This is a genomic window from Pseudoalteromonas sp. G5_S1_54_S4 (assembly GCF_054968565.1).
In genome coordinates this window covers 1-25,518 of sequence record NZ_JBQKUL010000029.1, presented here as the reverse complement: position 1 = coordinate 25,518, position 25,518 = coordinate 1, and the positions used below count along the sequence as shown (strand labels likewise).

General features: G+C 41.4%; 24 protein-coding genes. 17 read left to right on the top strand and 7 right to left on the bottom strand.

Going from position 1 to position 25,518, the window contains the following annotated elements:
* Nucleotides 1-149: 149 nt before the first annotated feature.
* From ACTRWE_RS12015 to ACTRWE_RS11995, 5 genes are all read right to left on the bottom strand, one after another.
* Complete coding sequence (locus ACTRWE_RS12015) at nt 150-1,088, bottom strand: LysR family transcriptional regulator (RefSeq protein ID WP_028835763.1); 939 nt, start codon at nt 1,086-1,088, stop codon at nt 150-152.
* Nucleotides 1,089-1,104: 16 nt separating this feature from the next.
* Nucleotides 1,105-2,823 (bottom strand): bifunctional isocitrate dehydrogenase kinase/phosphatase, encoded by a 1,719-nt coding sequence (gene aceK, locus ACTRWE_RS12010; protein ID WP_013464685.1) that lies wholly within the window; start codon nt 2,821-2,823, stop codon nt 1,105-1,107.
* A 355-nt stretch (nt 2,824-3,178) separates the two neighbouring features.
* Nucleotides 3,179-3,661: a DUF4124 domain-containing protein gene (locus ACTRWE_RS12005; RefSeq protein WP_462880080.1), complete on the bottom strand. Its 483-nt coding sequence runs from the start codon at nt 3,659-3,661 to the stop codon at nt 3,179-3,181.
* Between the two features lie 145 nt (nt 3,662-3,806).
* The gene (locus tag ACTRWE_RS12000; protein WP_013464687.1) at nt 3,807-5,303 is read right to left on the bottom strand and encodes a DUF3413 domain-containing protein; all 1,497 of its coding nucleotides are present in this window, start codon (nt 5,301-5,303) and stop codon (nt 3,807-3,809) included.
* Between the two features lie 5 nt (nt 5,304-5,308).
* Entirely contained in the window at nt 5,309-5,521 is a 213-nt protein-coding gene (locus ACTRWE_RS11995; RefSeq protein ID WP_008109847.1) for a YejL family protein, read from the bottom strand.
* Between the two features lie 63 nt (nt 5,522-5,584).
* Here ACTRWE_RS11995 and yejK point away from each other — a divergent pair, with 63 nt between their 5' ends.
* Nucleotides 5,585-6,601 carry a nucleoid-associated protein YejK gene (gene yejK, locus ACTRWE_RS11990; RefSeq protein ID WP_462880079.1) on the top strand — a complete coding sequence of 339 codons (1,017 nt, stop codon included), beginning with the start codon at nt 5,585-5,587 and terminating at the stop codon, nt 6,599-6,601.
* Between the two features lie 473 nt (nt 6,602-7,074).
* On the opposite strand, the gene rne is transcribed toward yejK, so the two are convergent.
* Nucleotides 7,075-10,236, bottom strand: coding sequence for a ribonuclease E (rne, locus tag ACTRWE_RS11985; RefSeq protein WP_462880078.1), 3,162 nt, complete (start codon nt 10,234-10,236; stop codon nt 7,075-7,077).
* A 770-nt stretch (nt 10,237-11,006) separates the two neighbouring features.
* On the opposite strand from rne, the gene rluC reads away from it, so the two are divergent.
* Entirely contained in the window at nt 11,007-11,966 is a 960-nt protein-coding gene (rluC, locus tag ACTRWE_RS11980; RefSeq protein ID WP_036982979.1) for a 23S rRNA pseudouridine(955/2504/2580) synthase RluC, read from the top strand.
* Nucleotides 11,967-11,977: 11 nt separating this feature from the next.
* Nucleotides 11,978-12,622: an HAD-IA family hydrolase gene (locus ACTRWE_RS11975; RefSeq protein ID WP_248474606.1), complete on the top strand. Its 645-nt coding sequence runs from the start codon at nt 11,978-11,980 to the stop codon at nt 12,620-12,622.
* Here ACTRWE_RS11975 and ACTRWE_RS11970 read toward each other — a convergent pair.
* Entirely contained in the window at nt 12,615-13,211 is a 597-nt protein-coding gene (locus tag ACTRWE_RS11970; RefSeq protein WP_013464693.1) for a Maf family protein, read from the bottom strand. The two genes, ACTRWE_RS11975 and ACTRWE_RS11970, sit on opposite strands and share 8 nt — an antisense overlap.
* Nucleotides 13,212-13,342: 131 nt before the next feature.
* Between ACTRWE_RS11970 and yceD the strand changes: the two genes are divergently transcribed.
* The 14 genes from yceD (at nt 13,343) to ACTRWE_RS11900 (ending at nt 25,227) form a co-directional block, all read left to right on the top strand.
* Complete coding sequence (gene yceD, locus ACTRWE_RS11965; protein WP_013464694.1) at nt 13,343-13,867, top strand: 23S rRNA accumulation protein YceD; 525 nt, start codon at nt 13,343-13,345, stop codon at nt 13,865-13,867.
* 9 nt (nt 13,868-13,876) lie between these two features.
* Nucleotides 13,877-14,047 (top strand): 50S ribosomal protein L32, encoded by a 171-nt coding sequence (rpmF, locus tag ACTRWE_RS11960; protein WP_008109865.1) that lies wholly within the window; start codon nt 13,877-13,879, stop codon nt 14,045-14,047.
* 12 nt (nt 14,048-14,059) lie between these two features.
* Nucleotides 14,060-15,100 carry a phosphate acyltransferase PlsX gene (gene plsX / locus ACTRWE_RS11955; RefSeq protein ID WP_013464695.1) on the top strand — a complete coding sequence of 347 codons (1,041 nt, stop codon included), beginning with the start codon at nt 14,060-14,062 and terminating at the stop codon, nt 15,098-15,100.
* Between the two features lie 53 nt (nt 15,101-15,153).
* Entirely contained in the window at nt 15,154-16,080 is a 927-nt protein-coding gene (gene fabD / locus ACTRWE_RS11950; RefSeq protein ID WP_036956225.1) for an ACP S-malonyltransferase, read from the top strand.
* 11 nt (nt 16,081-16,091) lie between these two features.
* A complete protein-coding gene (gene fabG / locus ACTRWE_RS11945) occupies nt 16,092-16,838 on the top strand; it encodes a 3-oxoacyl-ACP reductase FabG (RefSeq protein ID WP_013464697.1) in 747 nt (248 codons plus the stop codon).
* 250 nt (nt 16,839-17,088) lie between these two features.
* A complete protein-coding gene (gene acpP / locus ACTRWE_RS11940) occupies nt 17,089-17,325 on the top strand; it encodes an acyl carrier protein (RefSeq protein WP_138687148.1) in 237 nt (78 codons plus the stop codon).
* Between the two features lie 269 nt (nt 17,326-17,594).
* Nucleotides 17,595-18,833, top strand: a complete 1,239-nt coding sequence (gene fabF / locus ACTRWE_RS11935) for a beta-ketoacyl-ACP synthase II (RefSeq protein ID WP_350314641.1) — start codon at nt 17,595-17,597, stop codon at nt 18,831-18,833.
* 68 nt (nt 18,834-18,901) lie between these two features.
* The gene (pabC, locus tag ACTRWE_RS11930) at nt 18,902-19,693 is read left to right on the top strand and encodes an aminodeoxychorismate lyase (RefSeq protein ID WP_462880077.1); all 792 of its coding nucleotides are present in this window, start codon (nt 18,902-18,904) and stop codon (nt 19,691-19,693) included.
* Entirely contained in the window at nt 19,693-20,679 is a 987-nt protein-coding gene (mltG, locus tag ACTRWE_RS11925) for an endolytic transglycosylase MltG (RefSeq protein WP_016899837.1), read from the top strand. The genes pabC and mltG overlap by 1 nt, the downstream gene beginning before the upstream one ends.
* Nucleotides 20,680-20,684: 5 nt before the next feature.
* Complete coding sequence (gene tmk / locus ACTRWE_RS11920) at nt 20,685-21,311, top strand: dTMP kinase (protein WP_016899838.1); 627 nt, start codon at nt 20,685-20,687, stop codon at nt 21,309-21,311.
* 1 nt (nt 21,312) lies between these two features.
* A complete protein-coding gene (locus ACTRWE_RS11915; RefSeq protein ID WP_427564882.1) occupies nt 21,313-22,227 on the top strand; it encodes a DNA polymerase III subunit in 915 nt (304 codons plus the stop codon).
* Nucleotides 22,228-22,239: 12 nt separating this feature from the next.
* Nucleotides 22,240-22,566, top strand: a complete 327-nt coding sequence (locus tag ACTRWE_RS11910; protein WP_008109887.1) for a PilZ domain-containing protein — start codon at nt 22,240-22,242, stop codon at nt 22,564-22,566.
* Between the two features lie 17 nt (nt 22,567-22,583).
* Entirely contained in the window at nt 22,584-23,363 is a 780-nt protein-coding gene (locus ACTRWE_RS11905; protein WP_350644589.1) for a TatD family hydrolase, read from the top strand.
* A 4-nt stretch (nt 23,364-23,367) separates the two neighbouring features.
* Nucleotides 23,368-25,227 (top strand): alkaline phosphatase D family protein, encoded by a 1,860-nt coding sequence (locus ACTRWE_RS11900; protein ID WP_462880076.1) that lies wholly within the window; start codon nt 23,368-23,370, stop codon nt 25,225-25,227.
* The last annotated feature ends 291 nt before the right edge of the window (nt 25,228-25,518 follow it).

The window sequence follows — 25,518 nt, the reverse complement described above, 5'->3', positions numbered from 1 at the left end:
AAATACATAGATAACTGAGCAAGCGGCATTCCAACGCGGTTTTATTTTTTAACTAATTGTTTTTCATGGCTTTATTATTGTGAGGGGTCTAGGCAAGCTTGCTAACATGCTGCTAGCAAGCAAAATTTACATAAAAGCATGTAAGAAGGTTATTTAAGCTCTTCAGCTACTTCGGCTACTTTTTGACGTAACCAAATATGGCTAGCATCTCTGTGTAACAAAGGGCTCCATATCATATCAAGTTCAAATGGTGGAATTGGAAAGGGTGGTTCAAGTATTTTAAGCCCCGGATCGTCTACATAAATATTGGCCGCTTTTGAGGGTAAAGTCGCCACGAGGTTTTTTTCTTTCGCTAAATGAATAGCAACATGGTAGTTACGAGTAAAGGTGGCAATATTTCGATGCTTCCCAAAATGTGCGAGCGCTTCGTCAACCCAACCCAGCTTTTGCACATCTTTTGGATCCATGCCAACCCCAACACCAAAGCCTGTTTTACTTACCCAAATATGACGGGCTTTTAAATAGCTATCTAGGCTAAAGTTTTCAATAATAGGGTTGTCGGATCTTACTAAACAGCAAAAGCTATCTTTCCAAATTCGCTTATGATGAAACGATTGCGGTAAATTTTCAAAGCGGTTAATTGCCATGTCTACTTTACCGTTTTCTACATCATGAAAAGTTACATCGCTGGGCGTTAAAATATCTAATGTGGTGTCTGGGGCTTCTTCATGTAATTTCCCTAACAAACGCGGTGCCATGGTACTGGCTGCATAGTCACTGGCCATAATTCTAAACACGCGTTTACTTTGTTTAGCTTCAAATTCGCGATTAGGTGCTAGCGTTTCTTCAAGCGTCATCAAAATACCGCGAATAACAGGCTGTAACTCAATAGCGCGCTCGGTCGGCACCATACCATCGCTGGTACGCACTAAAATAGGATCGTTAAAAAGGTTACGTAGGCGTTTAAGTCCATTACTCATTGCCGGTTGAGTAATACTAAGCTGGTTAGCAGCACGAGTAACGTTACATTCGCGCAGTAATGTATCGAGGTAAACCAGTAAATTTAAATCTATTTTACTTATATTCATTGTGTGTCCTTAACGTTTACCAGTAATGGATAAAACGCTGTGCTGTAGGATAGGGATAAATATGACTCACCTTTCCATTTTTTATATTTTGTTGTGCTTGTTTCCAAAAGCTCACATCAAGTAGTTCTGGGTGCGTACTGGTTAAAAATTGTTTATATGTTGGGTTAGGCATTACAAAGGTACATAATTGCTCTGGAAATACATCTTGCGGAGCAACCGAGTAACTTTGTTCATCCATCAAATAATCATCATAACTTTTTGCTTTGGGTAGTGCTCTAAAGTTCATGTCTGTTAAATATTGCACTTCATCGTAATCATAAAAAATAATACGTTTGTGCTTACTTACACCAAAGTTCTTTAACAGCATATCGCCAGGGAAAATATTCACGGCAATCATTTCTTTAAGCGCCTGGCCATACTCTTCAATGGCATCGGCGGCACTTTTTTCGTCTGCATTTTCTAAAAACAAATTAAGCGGTGTCATTCGCCGTTCAATGTATAAATGTTTTATGATTAACCAGTCACCCTCAATCACCATCGATGAGCCAATGGTTTTGTGCAACTGTGCTAACAAGTTACTATCAAATCGTGCCAAAGGAAATACGACGTTTGAATACTCTATGGTGTCAGCCATTCGGCCAACACGGTCATGACTTTTAACCAGTTGATAGCGTTTTAATACCGTATCGCGACCAAACGGCTTACTTTCACCAAATTTATCTTTAATAACTTTAAATACATAACCAAACGAGGGTAGGGTAAATACCATCATCACCATACCCGGTGTACCGGGAGCAATGGTAAATTCGTCATTAGAATGGGTTAAATGATTCAAAAACTCGCGATAAAACTCGGTTTTACCTTGTTTATGAAAGCCTATGGCGTTGTAAAGCTCGGCGAGGGTTTTATTAGGCATAAGTTGATTTAAAAACCGCACTAACGCTGAAGGAGCATGAGTTTCTACCATAAAATAGGCACGCGCAAAGCCAAAAATAACGCGCATTTGTGACGACTTTGTAAGTAAGGCATCTAAATAGAGGCCTTTATCTTCATGGTGTAACACCGCAATAATAAAAGGCTGAACGCCACTTTGCGATACAACGCGCCCCACAATGTAAGCGGCTTTATTACGATAAAACGGGGTATGTAATATATCAAAACGCATTTGCCAATGCTGGTGGTGTGTATCGGGTGCTTGTTTATAAAAGGCTTTAACTAATAAACGAATATCGCGTTCTAGATTGACAAAGTCGGCCTTAAAATCAAAGTGATTAATAATACGCTTAATGGTGGGCTTTAAACCATCTACAACAGGAAAATAACTACGGTATTCAGCTTCAACGGGCACAGAAGGCGCATCTTTGAGCGTGGCTTCTACAAAAATAAAGTCATTGTGAAAATAGCGGCGGTGGTACAGGCGGCAGAATACTGAATTATAAAATGTTTCAGCAAGTTCTGCTTGCGGATGAAAACATAAAAAGTGTTGGTAAAGCTTTTTCACTTCAAGCCATAAGCTCTCGTTTAGCGCGTCTGTTTGCTGGCGTTCTCTTAGTGTTTTTGTTGTTTCGTTTACCCGATCATCGTAATAGCTTATACGCAGGCGACTTATATCATTAATAGCTTGCCAGTCTCTTTTAGCAAAAGCGTAGGGAGCCTTGGCTGTTGTTCTTTGAAACAGCAAATAATGCTTTTTAAAACCGGTTAAAATTAATTCAGCAATTTGGCGTGGTTGCATCAGTACTCCTTAATAGACGCCTTTAGGTGTTTAGGATAATGCCGGTGGTTATACCAATTTTATTAAAAACATGATCATTCTAGCGTTTTAAATAATCCGCTAGCTGCGTTAAAAATTATTTATATAGAGCAACTATGTATCATAATTTTCGCCTTGTTATCGACTTATTTCTTTGTCGCTATAATAGATCACTAATTTAATGCAATTGGTATTAGTATTAAATCCGAAAAAGGTGGTCAAAGGAAATTACACCACTAAACACACAATAGAGTTTATGCTCTATAGATGTTAAGGGTATGTTATTTTATATTTAAAACCAAGCTAATTAAGATGATATTTATTGAAGTTAGTCTGATTAAGGTTGATAGGCATCAATCTCTTTTTGTAACTTTTTAATACGCTTTTCAATCAATGTTTTATCTTTTTTATATTGCTTATCTAATTTTTTCTGTGTGTTTCTAATATCTTTGCTAATACGCTTTTTATCATCTGCGCTCAATATATGATTTAAACGCTGCTGTTGTTTAAAATCAGCCCTGTCTTTTTCTCGTAAAAGTATTGCTAACTTATGCTGATTACTGCGCAGCTCTGCTTCTAGGTTGGAAATAATCGTATCTCGTTCCAGCTCGTTTAACTGTTTGGTATAGTTTATTTCTTTACCGGTTTGCTTAGGCTCAGTGGCGGTTATTGTGTGTGAGGTAGCATTATCACTACAGGGAAACTGAGAGAAAGTGGTGCCTTTGGGAGTGACGCACTTGAAATAGGTGGTTTGAGCTAATGCAAGAGAGCTAAAACATAAAATACAGACAGTAATGATCAGATTAATAACGCTGAACATAATGATTATCCTTTGTATATTCTGATCGAGTTAATAATTTTTAATGATAAAAACTATAACCTAGCTTGGGGGGATAGCAAGTGCAAAGGAGTAATAACAGAAACTAAGCGAGTCAGTTTTAATGACTCGCTCGCATTATGAGGTGCTATTGAGAAAATGTTTTAAGCTTTTTAATACCATGCACTAAAAATGGAATATCAAGCCCTTGTTCAATTGAAAATCCTTCAGCGGCAGAGATATTTCTAAAATTTCCATCACGATCAATAAGCGTGATTCTATCTTTTTTGTAAGCAATCACCACGCCTTGCGAGTAATTAACCCCAATATTATTACTTTTACTGTACAAGTTTTCGCCCAGCATAGTTTGTTGCGCAAGCGCATTACAGTTTAAGTATTGGCCAAGGCTCGTAGCGATAATATCGCTAGGCTGAATTAAACCGTTCACCTTAGAAATAAATTTATCGGAACTGTACAATGTTGACGTGGTTACAATTTCATTGCTATTTTGCGAGATACTAAAAGCAAAAAATTCAGTAGCGTCATCACGTACAGTGGCGTTTTCAGCCCCTTTGACAATTCTTATTGCACTGTCTTTGTGTGCTTGCTCGTTAATAAAGCTCAGCTCATCAATACCGGCCACTTCCACACTACGACGTTGGCTTTGCCAAACGGGTAAAGTTTGCTGCTCAATAATGTTCGTTTTGTAAAATGCTGGCAAGCCGTACACAAGCCCAAATAACATATCACTATGATCGGTGGGTTGTAAAAATTGCGTGTTTTTATAAATACTTTGTTGGCTGGCAACAAATTTTGCTAGCTGCTCGTCATTATCAAACACCAATATATCAACTTTTGCTGCGCTGTAATCTTCACATTTTTCTAATGGAGCAGGTGCTTGATAATTAATACCTTGGTTATTAATTTTAACGTTGTGCGCTTGCTCGTAGCTTTCAACATCCAGCAAATCGTTTTTAGCGAGTAAGCTTTTTGCCGTAGTCGGGTACGAAAGCGGTAGTACATTATCTTGTTTAGTGATATCAAATTTTAAATTGGCATCAGCCCAAATATGAATGCTGTGGCTGAGCGCAAAACAAATCACTAAAAATGAACCAGCATAACGGGCAAATTTAAACTGTTTCAAACGCCCTAAATGATGCCAAGTAAAATTACTAACAGTCAATTGAAACGCTAATATTGCTAACACTATGCTGCCTGCTAGCAAGGTAGTAAGTGCGGGTGAGTTTGTTACACGATGCCACAACAGTGAAATAATTTCAGGCAGTGCAGAGGCATTTAAGTGATAACCTAAGTTAAAGTAGACGTAAGCGTCTAAAGTCAGTATTGAGGCCCCGACAGTTGCAATCACTGCTGCCATACCACGTATATGCCGTGGGTAGGGGAATACTAAACTCAAAGGGAAAACCGTCAGCACAAACGCTAAAAATGCAATAAAGCTAGTGTGGCTTAGCCAAGTAACCATCATATAGGTTATACCCATATAAGTGGTCGGTGGTGAATCGGCAAATAAATAGCTTAAGCTAATTAAAAGCGCTAAGCCAATATTGGCAAATGTAAACCAATGACCCCAACTTAATAATTGACTCGCTTTCGATGAAAACTGGTTGTGCTGCGATAAATTCATAGAGTTTACTTAACCGACTGCGCGAGTGCTTTTGCAAAGTTCTCGGTAACGGCTTGTCTTTTCCCTGTTGGTACATGCTCTTTTAAGATATGCGTGATAGAATTTCCTAAACACATAAGACTTAAATCAACCGGCGCATTATGTTTTGATAAAACATCAATAAGCTGATCGACGATTTGTTCTACTTCTTCATTAGAGTATTTTGATAAGATTGGCATCAGTTGGTTCAATAAAAAGAGTTATATTCCCGTATTTTAACACCAGAGGCGTGAAAAACAAAGATGGCAATAGATGTTAAAAAATTAGTCGTTCACTATGTAGACAAAAAAGACGACGACACTCAAATTCACCTTCGTAACGACGAAATGACTATCAACGATAAAGTGGCTGTATTCATTGAGCAATTACACCATGCCTACAATGGCAAGCCAGGCAAAGGGTTTTGTGCTTTTAGTGGCGAAAAAAACAGTATTGTAGCCTCTACCATGCAAAGCTATCGCAATAATGAGCTTGGCTTTTGGCATATGACCGAGCAAGCATCAACGGTATTAAAAGAAGAGTTAGATAAATATGCGTTTAACGAAACGGGCTATTTAGTATTTTGTCACTATCAGTACGTGGCGACTGATTATATGTTGATTGCTATGATCAATATTAAAGAGCATTACTCAATGACCTCTGAGCTTGATTTAGCCGCATCGCGTCATTTAGATATTTCGCGTATGCAATTGGCTGCTCGTATTGACTTAACCGCATGGGATACCCAGACAGAAGACAATCGTTATATTTCATTTATTAAAGGTCGTGCAGGGCGTAAAGTCGCTGACTTTTTCTTAGACTTTTTAGGTTGTGAAGAGGGCATTGATCCTAAGCAGCAAAGTCAAGTGATGCTCAATGCGGTAGAAGACTACTTATCAGAGCAAGAGTTTGATAAATCTGAAAAAGACGAGTTACGTAAGCAAGTATTTGATTACTGTAACGACTGTGTTACCACGGGTGAAGAAGCTAATGTGAGTGAACTTTCAGCAACGCTTACCAAAGGCGATGACAACCCGTTTGAAAGCTTTTGTAAAGAGCAAAGCTATGACTTAGAAGAGTCATTCCCGGTTGATAAAAAAACGGTAACCAGCATGGTTAAATTTTCAGGCCTTGGCGGTGGAGTCAGTATCAGTTTTGAGCGTAAGCATTTAGGCGAGCGTGTAACTTATAATGAAGCCACTGATACGTTAGTGATCAAGGGCATTCCACCAAACCTAAAAGATCAGCTACAGCGATTTATGGAACAACAGCAAGATTAAACTCACAGCGGGTTGCGGGATCAGGCTCGTAACCCGATCCCCGTAGCCCGCTCCCCGCAACCCGTTAACTTTCGATTGTAACTTTACCCTCTAAAAACGCAGCGTCTCTTAGCCCTCTTTGTGAATAATTTTCTTAAAGATCTAATTGCACTGAGAGAAGAGAATGAGGAGTAAATGAGAAGATAAAACAGGTATTAGCAGATAACTTGTAGACATAGAGCTTGATCTCGTGTGAAGCGAAGCTTCGAATGTTTTAACCTTTAACCTTTAACCTTTAACCTTTAACCTTTAACCTTTAACCTTTAACCTTTAACCTTTAACCTTTAACCTTTAACCTTTAACCTTCAGTCTTTACTCCTTACCCGATCCTCGCAGCCCGAACCCCGTTGCCAGTTACATAAATGCCAGACAATAAAAAACCGCGTTAAAATCAATTAACGCGGCTTTTTTATGCTTTGAGCTAAACTCAGTGCTTATTCAGCACTCAGCGTTTTAGTCATTGCTGAGCTTGCACGACCGGCAGGTCTTACCGAGCCAGGGCGAAGGCCGCTGTCAGGGATTAACTCACGTTTGTCATGTGCCATTGCAACCGATGTATGCTTGGTTTCGCTATCGGCTACAGGCGTAGGCTGTGCCATTGGCGCACTTGCATGTCCTGCTGTAATCACAGTTTTAGCGTTTACATTAGCTGAACTCGTTTGCGAAACTGCCTTAGGTTTATTTTCAACCACAGGTGCTTCTTTCGCTTCTACAGGTGTTTCAGTAGCACTAGCCGGTGCAGTTTCTGCTTCAACAGCAACTTCTTCAGCTGGTACTGATTCTTCAGCTTTTACTGGTTCTTCAGCTTTTACTGGTTCTTCAGCTTTTACTGGTTCTTCAGTTTTCACTGGTTCTTCAGCTTTCACTGGTTCTTCAGCTTTCACTGGTTCTTCAGCTTTCACTGGCTCTTCAGTTTGCACTGGTTCTTCAGCTTGCACTGGTTCTTCAGCTTTTACTGGTTCTTCAGCTTTCACTGGTTCTTCAGTTTTTACTGGTTCTTCAGTTTTTACTGATTCTTCAGCTTTTACAGGCTCTTCAACTTTCGCTAATTCTTCTTCAACAATGTTTTGTTCAACTGCATCAGAGGCATCAACGGCCGTTTTATGTGCTTTTGCTTTTAGCTCTGCTTCGTATTCAGCAGCGGCTTGATCCGCAACTGGAATGAAAGCAGGCGCTTCATCAGACTTCTCTTGCGCGTTTTCACCTTCAGGACGACGACGACGTTGGCCAGATGCACGAAGATGACGCGGTGAACGACGTGAGCGGGTACGTGTTTGCTCTTGCTCTTCATCTTGTGTTGCCACGTTATCGTTTGCATCAACAACAGCCTCAGCTTGTTCTTTAGCAGGTGCAGGTGCTTTTTCATCAGATACCGGCGCTTGCTTTTCAACAACAGGAGCTTGCTCTTTCACTTGTGGCTTGTCTTCTTTAACCACTGGTTGCTCAACAGCTTGCTCAGTTGTTTGAACTTGCTCTGTGCTTTCGTCTTGTACGCGAACTTTTTTACGTAAATTACGACGTTGACGACGTACCTTAGGCTTTTGCTCTTTTGGCTCAGCATTCTTATCAGATTTAACTGCAGTATCCGCGTTTTGAGTTGCCTCTGCTTTTACTTGCGTTTTATCTTCAGTTTTATGCTCAGGACGTTTACGCGTATTTGAATTACGACGGCGCTTATTGCGATTCTCATTCTTTTCTTGCGTATCATTTACAGGCGCCGACTCATTTTTAGCTTCAGTGTCTGCAGTACGTTCGTTACGCGGTTTATTACGAGGGTTATTATTACGACGACGTTGGTTGTTATTACGACGACGATTATCATTACCACGGTTATTACTAGGGTGATCTTGCGATTGCTTTTCAGTCTGTTTTTCTGATTTTTGCTCAGTATCAGACCCAAATAACGACTTAATCCATTTACCTAATGCGGCAAATAAACCAATTTCAGCTTTTGCTTCTACTACCGGCGCAGCTTTTGCTGCCGCTTGTGGAGCAGGCGTTGAAGGCATAACGACGCCTTTAAGCTTCGGCTCTTCACGAACAGGTGCCGCTGGCGATTTAGACATTTCAAATGCTTCAGGCTCAGGCGCAACAACTTGCTCGTAGCTTACAGTTTCAAGCGTTTCATCTTTACGTAAACGCATTACTTCGTAGTGAGGTGTTTCCATGTGTTGATTAGGAATAATCACTACATCACATTTATGATGCTTTTCAATACGGTGAACGCTACGACGTTGCTCATTCAATAAATAAGCGGCAACAGCAACAGGCACTTGAGCATTAACTTGAGCGGTGTTGTCTTTAATCGCTTCTTCTTCAATCAAACGTAAAATCGATAGTGCAATTGACTCGTTAGAACGAATTGTACCTTGACCACTACAACGTGGACAAACACCTTGGCTTGCTTCGCCTAGTGAAGGGCGTAGGCGTTGGCGCGACATTTCAAGTAAGCCAAAGCGAGAAATTTTACCAATTTGTACGCGCGCACGATCTGGGCGAGCAGCATCTTTCAAGCGGTTTTCTACTTCACGTTGATGACGTGGAGGTGTCATATCAATAAAGTCGATAACAATTAAGCCACCTAAATCACGTAAACGAAGTTGACGTGCAATTTCATCTGCCGCTTCTAGGTTGGTGTTAAGCGCTGTTTCTTCAATATCGCCGCCTTTTGTTGCTTTAGACGAGTTGATATCGATAGAGGTAAGTGCTTCAGTAGGGTCAATTACAATAGAACCACCTGAAGGTAAGCGCACTTCACGTTGGAACGCAGACTCAATTTGGCTTTCAATTTGGTAATGTGTAAATAACGGTGTATCACCTTGATAAAGCTTAACGCGACTCATGAAATCAGGACGAAAACGCTCTATGTGCGCTTTAGCTTCTTCAAAAACACGAGGCTTATCAATTAAAATTTCGCCAATGTCACGACGTAAATAATCGCGAATTGCACGGAAAATTACGTTGCTTTCTTGGTGAATTAAAAATGGTGCTTTAGCACTGTCTGCCGCTTGTTGAATGGCTTCCCAGTGGACTAATAATGCTTTTAAATCGTAGTTTAGTTCTTCAAACGATTTACCTACACCCGCAGTACGTACAATTAAGCCCATACCTTTAGGCAGTTCTAAGCGGCTTAGCGACTCTTTAAGTTCAGTACGCTCATCACCTTCGATACGACGAGAAATACCGCCAGCGCGAGGGTTGTTAGGCATAAGCACTAAATAACTACCGGCCACGCTGATAAAGGTAGTCAGTGCTGCCCCTTTTTGGCCGCGCTCTTCTTTATCAACTTGTACAATAACTTCTTGACCTTCTTTGATCACGTCGCGAATATTCGGACGACCATGAAAGGTGTAACCTTGTGGGAAGTAAGTACGGGCAATTTCTTTTAAAGGAAGGAAACCATGACGATCAGCACCGTAATCAACAAATGCTGCTTCTAAAGATGGTTCAATACGTGTGATTTTACCTTTGTAAATATTGGCTTTTTTCTGTTCGTGACCTGGGCTTTCTATATCTAAATCATATAGGCGCTGGCCGTCAACCAGTGCTACGCGCATTTCTTCTTGCTGCGTTGCATTGATTAGCATACGTTTCATAATGTTACTCTACTAGTTTGTGTCGCTGACATGACGATGTTTTCTCGCCTGTTCAGGTGTTCCTATTTTTAGAATGTGCAGCCTCACGACTGGGTCTTTAACGGAACGGCTCTGTATTTAGTAAGCAGTATTTTAAATGCCGGCAAACAATAGGGTGTAATCACGCTATTAAATTCTAAGGGGATACAAACGTGTCGGCTGTTTAGCTCAATACTCGTTTTATCCAGAAGTTGGCCTGTCATAACAATCTTATTAAATGCATTCATATTAGGTGCGTAGGGCTCTTTAGCTTCAAACCATAGTTTCGTTTTTAAAACTACCGTTATCGTTTTTATGAGCAAAAATCGCTACCGATGTTAATGAACGCTTATTTATTAGATTTTTTTAGTTCTAAATAAGCTGCTGTACGGTACTACAATATTTGAGCGAATTCTGAACGGCGTTTTTTTACGCCGCCACTATCAGACAAATTATCTGTTCATTGCTTTTACTATCACTTTAAAAATCAATTCATGTTCAAACTTAAGCAGCAATATATTACGCGCATTGCCGTTAGTTGTGCGCACGTGTTAACTGGGTATGTATAAAAGCTTTGGAAAACTTAACTCGGATCTGTATGATCGGTTACCCAGAATGTGCATCACGAATGTTTTGTTGTGTTAAAAAGCACCGTTGTTATTTGCAAATACTAAATATTTGCGCTGCTGATTATCCCACTATTATAACCGTGTTAGCAACTAAATTATTTTACTTAAATCAGTGATTAGGCAATGTCAGAAAAAACCGGCTTACAAGTAACTTTTGTCACTATCAACGAAGACCACCTAGGTCAGCGTATTGATAACTTTCTTATTACCCATTTAAAAGGGGTGCCTAAAAGCGCAGTTTACAAAATTCTTCGTAAGGGTGAGGTGCGTGTAAATAAAAAACGTATTAAGCCTGTGTATAAATTGCAGCTAGACGACGTTATTCGTATACCACCAATCAGAGTGTCAGAGCGTGAAGAGTTTGTCCCTTCAAAACTCGATAAAGTAACGCGTCTCGAAGACGATATTCTATTTGAAGACAAATACCTGATGGTTATTAACAAGCCATCGGGTATGGCTGTGCATGGCGGCAGTGGTCTAAGCTATGGCCTTATTGAAGCATTACGTGTTTTACGCCCAGAAGAGCGCAGCCTTGAGCTTGTGCATCGTTTAGACCGTGATACATCAGGTTGTTTACTAATCGCTAAGCGCCGCTCTGTGCTGACTGCGTTGCATGAGCAATTACGCGAAAAAACCATGGAAAAAAATTATTGGGCACTTGTTGAGGGTCAATGGGACTCTAAAACAAAAAATGTGACTGAAGGCTTGCGCAAAAACACCCTAAAATCGGGTGAGCGCGTAGTACGTGTTGATAACACTGAGGGCAAACCGTCGCATACCCGCTTTAAAGTGCTTGAGCGTTTTAACGATTGCTCATTAGTACAAGCATCCCCTGTAACCGGTCGTACTCACCAAATTCGTGTGCATACTCAGTGTCAAGGCCACGCTATTGCCTGTGATGACAAATATGGCGATCAAGGGTTTGACGAGTCAATGCGTAAACGTGGTTTAAATCGCTTATTTTTACACGCCCATGATTTAAGTTTTTACCACCCTAAAAACGAAACCACTATGCGAGTAGAAGCACCGCTTGATAAAGCACTATCAAGTTGTTTAGTTAAACTTAGAGCAGCAAAAGCGTGATCTCACCCACCATGAAAAACTACAAGCTGGTGATTTTTGATTGGGACGGCACCATTATGGATTCAATTAGCAAAATAGTTAATTGTATCCGCAAAAGTGCACAGTTACTCAATATTGAACCGCCGAGCGATACTGCCAGTAAAAATATTATTGGCTTGTCGCTTGAAAACGCAATCGCAACTTTGTTCCCTGATTACAGTGAGCATCACGAAGCGCTTATTGCAGGGTATAAACAGCAATATGCACTTGATACCACCCCAACACCGGTGTTTGATCACGTTGCACAGGTACTCACTGCGTTAAAAAATCAAGGCGTAATATTGGCGGTTGCCACAGGTAAAAGCCGAATAGGACTGGAACGCCTTCTAGATGAAAGCCAGTTGCGTCACTTTTTTAGTGCTACGCGTACCAGCGACGACGCTAAATCAAAACCCGCTCCCGATATGCTCTATCAACTACTTGAAGAGCTGGCTATTAGCGCCGACGAAGCATTGATGATAGGCGACACGCAAATAGATATGGCAATGGCAAAAGCCGCAGGTATGGATAGGCTAGGGGTAACCATGGGCGTGCACAACGCTGCGCAATTAAACGAGTTTACGCCTATTGCAACCGCTGACAACTATCAGCAGTTGCAACAACTTTTACTTAGTTAGTTTGTGCGCTTAATACATCTAAGCCAAACTCAGCCAATAATTGGCTGAGTTTAATGAGTGGTAAACCAATTAAACTATTTGGGTCATCACCACTAAGCTTTTCAAATAAACAAATACCCAAGCCTTCACTTTTAAAACTTCCTGCACAATTATAAGGTTGCTCTGCATCGCAATAAGCACTTATTTGCGCCGTTGTTAACGTTTTAAAAGTGACATTAAAGGGCTCAACAAGGGTTTTGCTTTGCTTAGTGTCTATATCGTACACACACAAGCCAGTTAAAAAAGTGACCGTTTGCCCACTAAATAAGCTGAGTTGTTTCATGGCGTTTTCTTTATTGTGTGGTTTACCTAATATTTGGTCATTAAATACAGCAACCTGATCGGAGCCAATCGCTAAGCCTTGGCCAAAATGCTCAACCGCAGCTGCGGCTTTTAGTTCGCTTAAACGCTTAACAAGATCGTTAGGTGTTTCGTTGCGGTGAGGCGTTTCGTCAACATCGGGCGAAAACGTTTCAAAAGGCAGATTAAATTTTTGTAATAAAGACTGCCTAAAAGGCGAGCTTGAGGCTAATATAAGAGAGTGCTTCATGGCATGTTTTCCTAGCGTAAATCAGATTGAGTTAGGATAAATCAGATCCGTGAGTAAAACACGTGAAAAACAACGTAAAATTGGTTTTTTACTTTGACTAACCCACTAACTATCTATATGATGCAGCCCCTATGCAAAAGGTGAAAATTCCCATCACCCTTCATCCTGGCAAAGCAGCGCAACACCGTTTAAAGTATGACGGCATTGTACCGCTTGAGAAACTTCCTCGTTTACGAGGGGTTATCCAGGAAGAAGTAGGTGAAATAGCGGTAAAAATTCATTGCAAAAACGATGAGCAAGGTTTAGTTGTGATTAGTGGCAATTTGTCCACACACGTAACTGTCACTTGTCAACGTTGTAATGGTGATTTAGGGTTGGATTTGGATCAAGACTTTGTGTATTCGCCAGTCGGTTTGGATGCAGAGTCAGATGATCTTCCAGAAAGCTACGACGAAGTAGCACTTGATGAAAATGGTGAAATAGACGTGTTTGAGTTAATCGAAGACGAGCTCATTTTAGCAGTGCCATTAGTGCCTACCCACAACGAAGCTTCATGCAGTTATACAGCAGAGCCTGCCAGCTTTGGTGTTTTAAAGGCGGAAGATGATAAACCAAATCCATTTGATATTTTGAAACAACTTAAGAAAGATTCTTAGGAGAAGACTATGGCTGTACAAAAAAGCAAAAAGTCTCGTGCAAGACGCGGCATGCGCCGTTCACACGATGCGATCAGTGGTCCAACTTTAACTGTAGACCAAACATCTGGTGAGACTCATCGTCGTCACCATGTGACTGCAGATGGTTACTACAAAGGCGTTCAAGTAATTTCTAACTAAGAGATTGCTTATATGCTGACCAATCTAACCATAGCGTTAGATATGATGGGGGGCGATTATGGCCCCCGTTCATCTATCCCCGCAGCCGTTTCCGCGGTAAATGCTAATGCCAACTTAAAACTCATTTTATGTGGCAACGAGCAAGTAATAGCTAAACAATTAGAATCACTCGATTCACTTTCTCATCCCAGATTAATAATTCGCCATTGTAATGACGTTGTCACAAATGCCTGCGAACCCGCTGTTGCTATACGCTCAAAAAAAGATTCCTCAATGCGTGTTGCCCTTGATTTAGTTAAATCGGGTGAAGCGCAAGCCTGTGTTAGCTCTGGCAATACAGGGGCGCTATTTTTTATGGCGCATTACGTATTAAAAATGCTTCCAGGAGTGAAACGTCCCGCACTCATATCGGCTGTACCGACTGAACGTAAAAATCCTGTTTACTTACTCGATTTAGGTGCCAATGTGCACTGTGATGCGCAAATGCTGTATCAGTTTGGCATTATGGGTTCGGTAGTGGCAGGACAAGCACTTGGGTGTGATAACCCAAAAGTCAGTTTATTAAATATTGGCGCCGAAGACATCAAAGGTCACGACGAAATTAAGCAAGCCGCGCAGTTAATGCAGCAAAGCGAGCTGATTAATTATATTGGCTACAGTGAAGGTAGCGATATTTTTTCTGGCAAAGCCGATGTTATTGTCTGTGAAGGGTTTGTCGGTAACGTTGCACTTAAAACCTGCGAAGGTATTGCCAAACTTATCATGAAAAAGTTCACTCGTGCCCTCGAAAAACACGTTGTTTATAAGTGCATGGCGTTTATGTTGGCGCCAATCATAAAAAAACTCTATAAAAGAGTGAACCCCGACCAGTATAACGGCGCTTCTCTGGTAGGATTGCGCGGTATTGTTGTTAAAAGCCATGGAAATGCCTCAGCTAAAGCATTTCATGCCGCAATCGACGAAGCAGTGAAAGAAGTAGAACGTCAACTTCCAGATAAAATAGCTGCTATCTTCGAAAAAACACATTCTAAAGACACGGTGGCCAATCAGTAAATTGATGTGCCGTGTTATACATTATTTATTTTGTTTAATTAAAAGAGCAAACTATGGCACAAAAAATTGCACTTCTTTTTCCAGGTCAAGGCTCGCAAACTGTGGGTATGTTAAACGAGCTACTTGAAAGCTCAGACATAGTAAAAGCCACATTTGCAGAAGCATCAACCGCACTTGGTTACGACCTAGCAGACCTTGTACTTAACGGCCCAGAAGAAAAACTAAATCAAACTCACCGTACTCAACCTGCTTTATTAACAGCAAGCGTTGCTATTTACCGTCATTGGTTAGCAGCAAATCCAGATGCAGACGTTGTCATGGCAGGGCATAGCTTAGGCGAATACTCAGCACTAGTATGTAGCGATGTGATCAGCCTAAGTGAAGCTGTAAAACTGGTTGAAAACCGTGGTTTATACATGCAAGAAGCTGTCCCTGCGGGTGTGGGTTCTATGGCCGCTATTATTGGTTTAGGTGATGACGAAATTAAAGCAGCATGTGAAGCCTCTGCACAAGGTGAGGTTGTTTCACCGGTTAATTACAACTCGCCAGGCCAAGTGGTTATTGCCGGTCATAAAGATGCAGTAGATAGAGCATCAGTCGCCTGTAAAGAAGCCGGCGCAAAACGTGCACTGCCATTATCGGTTAGCGTACCGTCGCATTGTGAACTTATGAAACCTGCGGCTGAAAAATTAGCCGCCGATTTAGCGGCTTTAACATTTAATTCACCTAAGTGTGATGTAATTAATAATGTTGATGTAAAAGCTGAAGGTTCAGCCGATGCAATTAAAGACGCATTAGTACGTCAGTTATATAGCCCAGTTCGTTGGACTGAAACAGTGCAAGCATTAGTTGCACAAGGCGTAACGCAAAGTTATGAATTTGGCCCTGGTAAAGTATTAACAGGACTTGCAAAACGCATTGATAAAGCGATGGTGTGTGGCTCAGTTAACGACCTTGCATCAATCGATACAGCTAAATAAGAGTATATAATATGAGTAATTTATTTTCTTTAGAGGGCAAAGTTGTCCTGATCACCGGCGCTAGCCGTGGTATTGGTAAAGCGATTGCAAACACCTTAGTGGCGCAAGGCGCAAAGGTAGCGGGCACCGCGACAAGCGAGTCAGGTGCGGCTAAAATTAGCGAATACTTAGGTGATAACGGTAAGGGTTATGCGCTTAACGTCACCGATCCTGCGTCAATTGAGGCAACATTAGCAGCAATTAAAGCCGATTTAGGTGATATTGATGTTTTAGTAAATAACGCCGGTATTACGCGCGATAATTTATTAATGCGCATGAAAGAGAGTGAGTGGGACGATATTATCGACACCAACTTAAGCTCTATTTTCCGTTTATCTAAAGCGGTACTTCGCCCAATGATGAAGAAAAAGAACGGCCGTATTATCAATATTGGCTCAGTAGTGGGCACTATGGGTAACGCTGGCCAAGCGAACTACGCGGCAGCTAAAGCGGGTGTTATCGGTTTTTCTAAATCATTAGCGCGTGAAGTTGCTTCTCGTGGTATTACTGTTAACGTGGTTGCACCGGGATTCATCCAAACAGACATGACGGATGATTTGACAGATGAGCAAAAAGCAGCAACGCTTGCAAACGTACCTGCGGGTCGTTTAGGCCAGCCAGATGAGATTGCAGCAGCTGTGTGTTATTTAGCATCTGACGCTGCTGCGTACGTATCTGGTGAAACTTTGCATGTAAATGGTGCGATGTACATGGTTTAGCTTCGCAATGCGAAATAGTTAAACCACAAATTACCGATGAGTTTGCTAAAAAATATTGAATTTTTCGCAAACTTGCTTTAAACATACTTGAAATCGCTGTGAAAATAAGCGATAAAAGATAAAATAAACACTCAAGAGGTTTGACCAGCAAATTATTTATGGTCAAAAGATTGAATCAGAGAATTATCGGACGTAAACTACGCCGCAATCTGAAAATAACGCATTGGCGTTTTTAATAAAGGAAAGAAGAATGAGCAATATCCAAGAACGCGTAAAGAAAATTATCATCGAACAGCTAGGTGTTAAAGAAGAAGAAGTTAAAAACGAAGCTTCATTCGTTGATGACCTAGGTGCAGACTCTCTTGATACTGTTGAATTAGTAATGGCTCTTGAAGAAGAGTTTGACACTGAGATCCCAGATGAAGAAGCTGAAAAGATCACTACAGTACAATCTGCAATCGATTACGTTACAGCTCACGCTGAGTAATTAATCGCAAATTAAGGGCAGCATCCGCTGCCTTTAATCTTTATATCCAAACCACCTCAAAGTACATGATTCAATTCCAAACCCTCACCTATCATCAGCAATTAAGTTGTTATTGCTCAGCGTTGGTTATTGGTTTGAGACTCGCACTTTGAGGTAGCTTGGGTATGATCATCCCCAATACTAATAACATAACTAGCAACAGCGTTAACGCTGAAATAAACTGAGCTAAGTTAATTGGTATAATAATAATTCCTTATTGGAGGCAAACCGTGGCTAAACGTCGTGTCGTCGTAACTGGCTTAGGAATGTTGACGCCGCTAGGCAATGATGTGCAATCAACCTGGCAAGGCTTATTAGATGGTAAAAGTGGTATTCAAAATATTACCCACTTTGATACATCAAAATTTGGTACTCACTTCGCTGGTTTAATCAATGATTTTGATGCATCGGCTTATATGTCGCCAAAAGATGCTAAAAAAATGGATTTATTTATCCAGTATGGCATTGCAGCGGGTGTTCAAGCTTTTCAAGATTCAGGCCTCGAAGTAACAGACCAAAACGCAACCCGTATTGGTGTAGCGGTAGGTTCAGGCATTGGTGGCTTAACCCTAATCGAAGAAAACCACATTAAATTACTAAACAGCGGTCCACGAAAGTTATCGCCGTTTTATGTACCGTCTACCATTATTAATATGATCTCGGGTCACTTATCAATAATGCACGGTTTGCGTGGTCCTAATATTTCAATTGTGACGGCATGTACCACAGGCCTGCACAACATTGGCCATGCAGCACGTATGATTGCCTACGGCGATGCCGATGCAATGGTTGCCGGTGGCGCAGAAAAAGCGTGTACGCCAATTGGTATGGGTGGCTTTAATGCCGCACGTGCGCTTTCAACACGTAACGACGACCCACAAGCAGCGTCTCGTCCGTGGGATAAAGACCGTGATGGCTTTGTGCTTTCTGATGGCGCTGGTGTTGTGGTTGTTGAAGAATACGAACACGCTAAAGCTCGTGGTGCTAAAATTTATGCAGAGCTTGTTGGCTTTGGCATGAGTGGCGATGCCTACCATATGACCTCGCCACCAGAAGACGGCGCAGGTGCAGCACTGGCTATGGAAAACGCATTAAACGATGCGCAAGTAAATGCAGAGCAAGTTGGCTACATTAACGCACACGGTACGTCTACTCACGCGGGTGACAAAGCCGAAACCTCAGCGGTTAAAACCATTTTTGGTGATTCAGCGAAAGATGTGATGGTAAGCTCATCTAAATCGATGATGGGTCATTTACTAGGTGCAGCGGGCTCTGTTGAGTCGATAGTGTCTATCTTATCGTTGACCGAGCAAAAAGTAACACCCACAATTAACCTAGACAACCCAGATGAAGGCTGTGATTTAGATTACGTACCGCACACAGCACGAGACGCCAAACTTGATTACGCGTTGTGTAACTCATTTGGTTTTGGTGGTACTAATGGCTCGTTACTGTTTAAAAAGGTATAATCTTTTTTAACAACGAACGACAATAAGAACCCAGTTGTTTAACTGGGTTTTTTTATGTGTAAAAAAATATGCAAACAATAATAACAGCAAGTGAAACCAGTACCGTAAGTACCCGCGATAGAGGCTTAAACTATGGCGATGGCTTTTTTACAACCGCAATTATTACTCATGGACAGGTTGAGCATTGGGCTTATCATAAAGCGCGTTTAATTGAATGCGCGCAGCGTTTAGGGTTTCCAGCGCTTGAGTTTAAAGCACTTGAGTCGCACATTACTCAGCAAATAGCATCACAGGTTCAAGCGGTTCTTAAAATAGTGGTAACACGTGGCGAGGGCGGGCGAGGCTATGCGCCGCCAAGCGAATGTAATTTAAACATTATTGTGAGTGTTTTACCTTATCCAGCGCATTATCACAGCTTACACGAGACAGGAATTAGTTTAGCCATCAGTCCAATTAAACTGGCTTTACAACCGCACTTAGCAGGGCTTAAAACCTTAAATAGGCTTGAGCAAGTATTGATTAAAAATGCCCTACAAACCCAGCACAGCGATGATGCGTTAGTGCTTGATTACAACAACAATGTAATTGAAACCTCAGCGGCTAATATTTTTGCGATAAAAAATAATAAAGTAATTAGCCCCAGGCTTGATGAGTGCGGCATTAAAGGTGTTTTTCTGCAATCTTTATGTGATAAATTAGCAATTGAATTTAAAACTATCAGCGTTGATGAGCTTACCCAAGCAGACGCGGTATTTGTATGTAATAGTTTAATGAAAATTGTGCCGGTAAAAAGCATAGGCGAGCACTGTTTTGATATTGCTCACAGTCAGTCATTACTAACAGTAGCCAAGGAGGCTTAGTGTTAAAAGTTATAGTATCAGTATTATTGCTGGCTTTTTTTAGCTCAGTGATTGGCTATCAGCAATTACAGGCAACCATTCAAACGCCATTACAGATAGCCGATAACACCCAATTTGAAGTTAAAAAAGGCACCGGCTTTAATAAATTGTGTCGTCAGTGGCAGCAGCAACAGTGGGTAGAAGACTGTTGGCGTTTTCAAATATTAGCTAAGCTCGACCCAACCTTGACCGATTTAAAAGCAGGTTTGTACGAATTAAGCTCAGATAGCGTGCTTAATAACATCAAAAAAATTAACCAAGGTCAGCAAATTAGCTTTAGCTTTACCATTATTGAAGGCCAAGCACTTAGAGATGTTTTAAATACTCTGAGTACTTCTACACACTTACAAAACGATTTAAAACTTGAGCAACTTGGCGAGCAAATAATAGGTAAGCAAACCCATCTAGAAGGGTGGTTATTCCCCGATACCTATCATTACCATAGCAATGATACTGCCAGCAGTTTACTAAAACGTGCTGCGCAAAAAATGCAGCAAACATTAGCAGATGCTTGGCAGCAACGGGCAAGTGATTTACCTTACGATACTGCCTATGAAGCACTGATCATGGCCTCTATTATCGAAAAAGAAACCGCGCTTGCCAGCGAACGTCCGTTAATTGCATCGGCGTTTATAAATAGATTAAACACCAATATGCGCTTACAAACCGATCCAACCGTAATATATGGCCTAGGCGAAGATTTTGACGGTGATATTAAACGTAAAGACTTGAGAAATTACACACCGTATAATACTTATCGTATTAACGGATTACCGCCCACACCCATTGCCATGCCATCCAAAGAAGCGATTTTAGCCGCGGTAAACCCGCCTAAAAGCGAGTATGTTTACTTTGTAGCAAAAGGCGATGGCAGCCATCAGTTTTCAACCACATTAAAGCAACATAATGCGGCGGTTAACCGGTATATTTTAAATAAAAAGAATTAGTGTTTATGAAACCAAAATTTATAGTTATAGAAGGCCTAGAGGGCGCGGGTAAATCAACCGCTATTGCCTTGTGCCAAGACTTTTTAAACCATCATCATATTGATTTTATTAATGTGCGTGAACCCGGTGGTACGCCATTGGCTGAATCGTTACGTACCTTAGTAAAAGCAGAGCATCAAGAAGAAATCGCCTTTGAAACTGAGCTACTTATTATGTACGCAGCTCGCTCACAGCTAATGCACAATGTAATAAACCCTGCACTTGAGCAAGGGCAATGGGTATTGGCTGATCGTCACGATTTATCGTCACAGGCGTATCAAGGCGGTGGACGCGGAATTAGTGCAAACACGTTAGCGTCGTTATCCTCTATGGTGTTAAAAGGATTAAAACCCGATTTAACCATTTACCTTGATATTGACCCTGTTATTGGTCTTGAACGTGCAAAAGGCCGGGGTGAACTCGATAGAATTGAACAAGAAGCCATTGAGTTTTTTCAGCGCACTCGTATGCGTTACATTGAACTGGCAAACGATGATGAAAGCATTAAAACCGTTGATGCTAACCAAAGTATTGATAAAGTACACCGCGATATTACCAATGTACTGCGTACGTTTTTTTCAGGGTTAAAATAATATGGCATTGCCATGGCTTAACGATGTAGAGCAACGCTTAGCGCAAAGCTATAAAGCGCAGCGCTTTCATCACGCGCAGCTATTTTGCGGGCCTATTGGGGTAGGCAAGTTTGAGCTAAGTGAGCAATTAGCTAACAGTTTGTTATGTCATAATACACAATCGCAGTTAAGTGCACCTAACAGCGTGTTAACGCCGTGTGGGCAGTGTAAAAGCTGCTCGTTAAACCTAGCTGGGACGCACCCAGATAAACGCGTTACCCAAGTAGAAGGGCAAAGCATAGGTGTAGACGACATACGCGGTATAAGCGATTTTATGCACCAGTCGGCGGCGCAAAATGGCAATAAAGTGGCGATTATTGAAAACTGCGAAAAAATGACAACGGCGGCAGCAAATGCATTATTAAAAACCTTAGAGGAGCCAAGTAACAGCCGGTTTTTAATTCTCACAACCAGCCAGGCGGCGCAATTACCAGCGACTATTTTAAGCCGCTGTGCTAAAACCGAGGTCAAAGTAACCAATAGCCAGCTAGCACAACAGTGGCTTGAATCGTTAGCTATTGAAAGTTACCCATGGTTATCATTGTTTTACAGCCAACCCCTGCAAGTAAAGCAGTGGCAACAGCAAAATCAGCTAGAAAGCATTGATACACTCTATAAATTTGCAACTGAGTTTAAACAAAGCCATAATTTCAATGCGTTAGTCGATATAATAAATAAACAGCCTGAGCTGGTTCGTATTTTTACCTTATTTTTAAGTGAGCAGCTAAAACAGCAGCTTTTAAACGGCATGAGTTTTGAAGCTTACCAAGTTGCACAGCAAGCCTTGAATGATTTTTTACAAAATAATATACAAATTCTTGGGCTAAACTTACCGCTTGCGGTATCACGACTAGCGTATACATTACGCAACCAATAAAAAGGATTAGATATGCAAGAGCTATTAGTTGATATAGATGACCTTGACGAACTATATCGCTGCTACATGCCTTTTTTAAAAAAAGGGGGGCTATTTGTACGCACCAATATGCGTTATGAGCCTGGGTATTCACTCGCTTTACGAGTAACCTTACCTGATGCCTTAGAAGACGATGTGGTCACCGGTAAAGTCACGTGGATCACTCCGCAAGGTGCACAAAGCTCAAACCCTCCGGGGATCGGCATTAGCTTTTTAGATGATAAAACAAACCTAAACGCGAAGATCGAAAAACTGCTGGGGACTATGTTAAACTCCGGCAATCCAACTTATACCATGTAGTAAAAACAGGCCTTATTTTGATTGTAGATTCTCATTGCCATCTAGACCGTCTTGATTTTGATAAACTCGATTTAAACCTAGACCAAGTACTTGATAACGCCCGCGCAAAAAAAGTAGAACACTTTTTATGTGTGAGCGTCACACTTGATCAGTTCCCTAACATGCTAGAGCAAATTAAGCATTACGACGACGTATCAGCGTCATGTGGTGTACATCCGCTTGATCAAAAAGACGCGCTCAACAAACAGCAACTAATTGATTTAGCCTCGCACCACAAAGTAGTGGCTATTGGCGAAACCGGGCTTGACTACTATTACGCAAAAGACACTCACGCAGTGCAGCAAGCAAGCTTTGTTGGCCATATTGAAGTAGCCAACGAATTACAAAAGCCACTTATTATTCATACCCGCGACGCACGTGCCGACACCATTAATTTAATGCGTGAACACAAAGCAGAAAACTGCGGTGGGGTATTACATTGCTTTACCGAAGATTGGGATATGGCTAAAAAAGCCATTGATATGGGTTTTTATATTTCTATTTCAGGTATTGTAACCTTTAAAAACGCGATAGAGCTTAAAGAAGTGGTAAAACAAATCCCACTTGATCGACTGCTTATTGAAACCGACTCGCCGTATTTAGCCCCAGTACCGTACCGTGGTAAAACTAATCAGCCAGCGTATGTGGAAGACGTTGCTTACTATATTAGTGAACTAAAAGGGATTAGCTTTAACGAGTTGGCAAAGGCTACTACCGATAATTTTTATTCTTTATTTAAATTAGCAGCTAAAGGCTAACCTCATGACGACTCTCTCGGTGCAACACCCGCTGTTACTTATGGGGCCTATGGTGCGCCGAGCAGAAAAAACCACAGTTTGTATTCAGTTTGCTACCTCAAAGCAGGTAAACGGCCGTATAGAGCTAATGGGCTACGAATGCTATAGCGAACAAAACAGCGTTAGACTGGGTGAACATTTATTTTTACAATTCATAGTTATTAAACCCATAAACAGCCAGTTCCCGCGCGACATATTACTACAATATCAGTTATTTTTTGATGACAGCCCCGTTGATTTATCAGCGTTTAGTTTTAATGATGGCGCGTTACCTGCGTTTGTGATCCCCAAAAGACTGACGCAAATATTACATGGCTCGTGTCGCAATGCACATCATCCCGCAAAAGACAGCCTAGTTAGTTCAAGTCAGTGGCAAGCTACTCAACGCAGTCATAATCAGCAAGGTGCGCAGTTGCTATTGCTCTCGGGCGATCAGGTATATGCTGACGATGTAGCAGGGCCTATGTTATTAGCTATCCATCAACTCATTAAGCAATTAGGCATTTACAAAGAGCAACCGCTTGCGCTGGATTTACCCGACGATATTAGCCAACAGCTTTATGGCCGCCATCATTTACTCCCTACCACCTCGTGGAAAAAGCGCTCTAAATTAGGCATAGGTTATTGGTTAAAAAAAGACGAGCCGCATTTTTCTAGCGTAAAAGCGTATAACCACCTTATTCATTTTGAAGAATTTGTAGCATTGTACTTACTTAATTTTAGTAGTGCCGCGTGGCAATATGTTGACTTATCAAAGCTAAATTACTCAGGCGGTAACGAAAAAAGCCAATCATTGTTTAGCACAGAAAAAGCCACACTCATTGATTACGCTAAAGGCTTAGCTGAGGTAGAGCGATTATGTGCCAATGTGTCTACCTTAATGATGTTTGACGATCACGATGTAACCGATGATTGGAACCTCACCGCCGGGTGGGAGCAAGCCATTAATCAAAACCCCAGTAGCAAGCGTATTGTAAATAATGGCTTAGCAAGCTATTGGCTGTTTCAGGGAATGGGGAACGACGCACTGCAAAAAACCGGTGCGCTACTTACTCCATTTACAACAAGTCTAGCTGGGGATAAGCAATGGCAATTCAAAGCATTTGATAAACATCTAAACGATTTTAACCATTGGCATTATGAGCTAACAACTATTCCTAAAGTGGTGGTGCTTGATACCCGAACACACCGCTGGCGTAACGAGCAGAACTTTAATGAACCCTCAGGCTTGTTAGATTGGGAGCGTCTCACTGAGCTTGAAGAAAGCCTACTCAGCCATGACCAAGTCATTATTGTATCGCCCGCACCGGTGTTTGGGGTTAAATCAATAGAGGCAATTCAAGCGGTGTTTAACATGTGTGGGCAACCGCTTATGGTCGATGTAGAAAACTGGATGGCGCACGAAGGCTCAGCTAAAAAATTGCTCGACACATTTAGACGTACCGACACCCCAAATGAAACGCTGATTTTATCAGGCGACGTGCATTATTCGTTTTGTTTTTCAGTGCAAAAGCGTTTTGGCGATCACCCCAACAGAATTTGGCAGCTCACAGCCAGTGGCATTAAAAACGAGTTCCCGCGTAAGCTAATAAATGTGCTTGATAAGCTCGACTCCATTTTATATGGCCCTAAAAGTCCGCTTAACTTTTTTACCAAACGCTGGCACATGGAAGTCGACAAACACCAAACTAAAGGCAAAGGGCAAAAGTACCTAGTAAGTGATTCGGCTATTAGTTTGGTTACCCTTAAAGGCGGTAATTTAGACCGTTACCAGCTCATACACGGCGACGGCCACACCACCGAATTTGATTTAGAAGAGCAGTAAATTGGAACAGGCGATAGGTTTTAGGTGCTAGGTATCAGGTTGATATTATTGCCGATTTGTAGCAGCGACTTCATGTCGCGTCATTTTTAATGTCGTGAGCGACGGGCGAAGAGCTTCGAGTTGCGGGCTAAATAACTAAAAGCGCAGCGTCTCTTAGCTCTCTTTGTGCATCATTCACTTAGGTCTAATTGAACTGAGAGAAGAGAATAAGAAGTAAATGAGAAAATAAAGCCACTAACCCAAGTGATTAATTGTTTTGTTACTGCCTCTAAAAGCGAAGCGTCTCTTAAC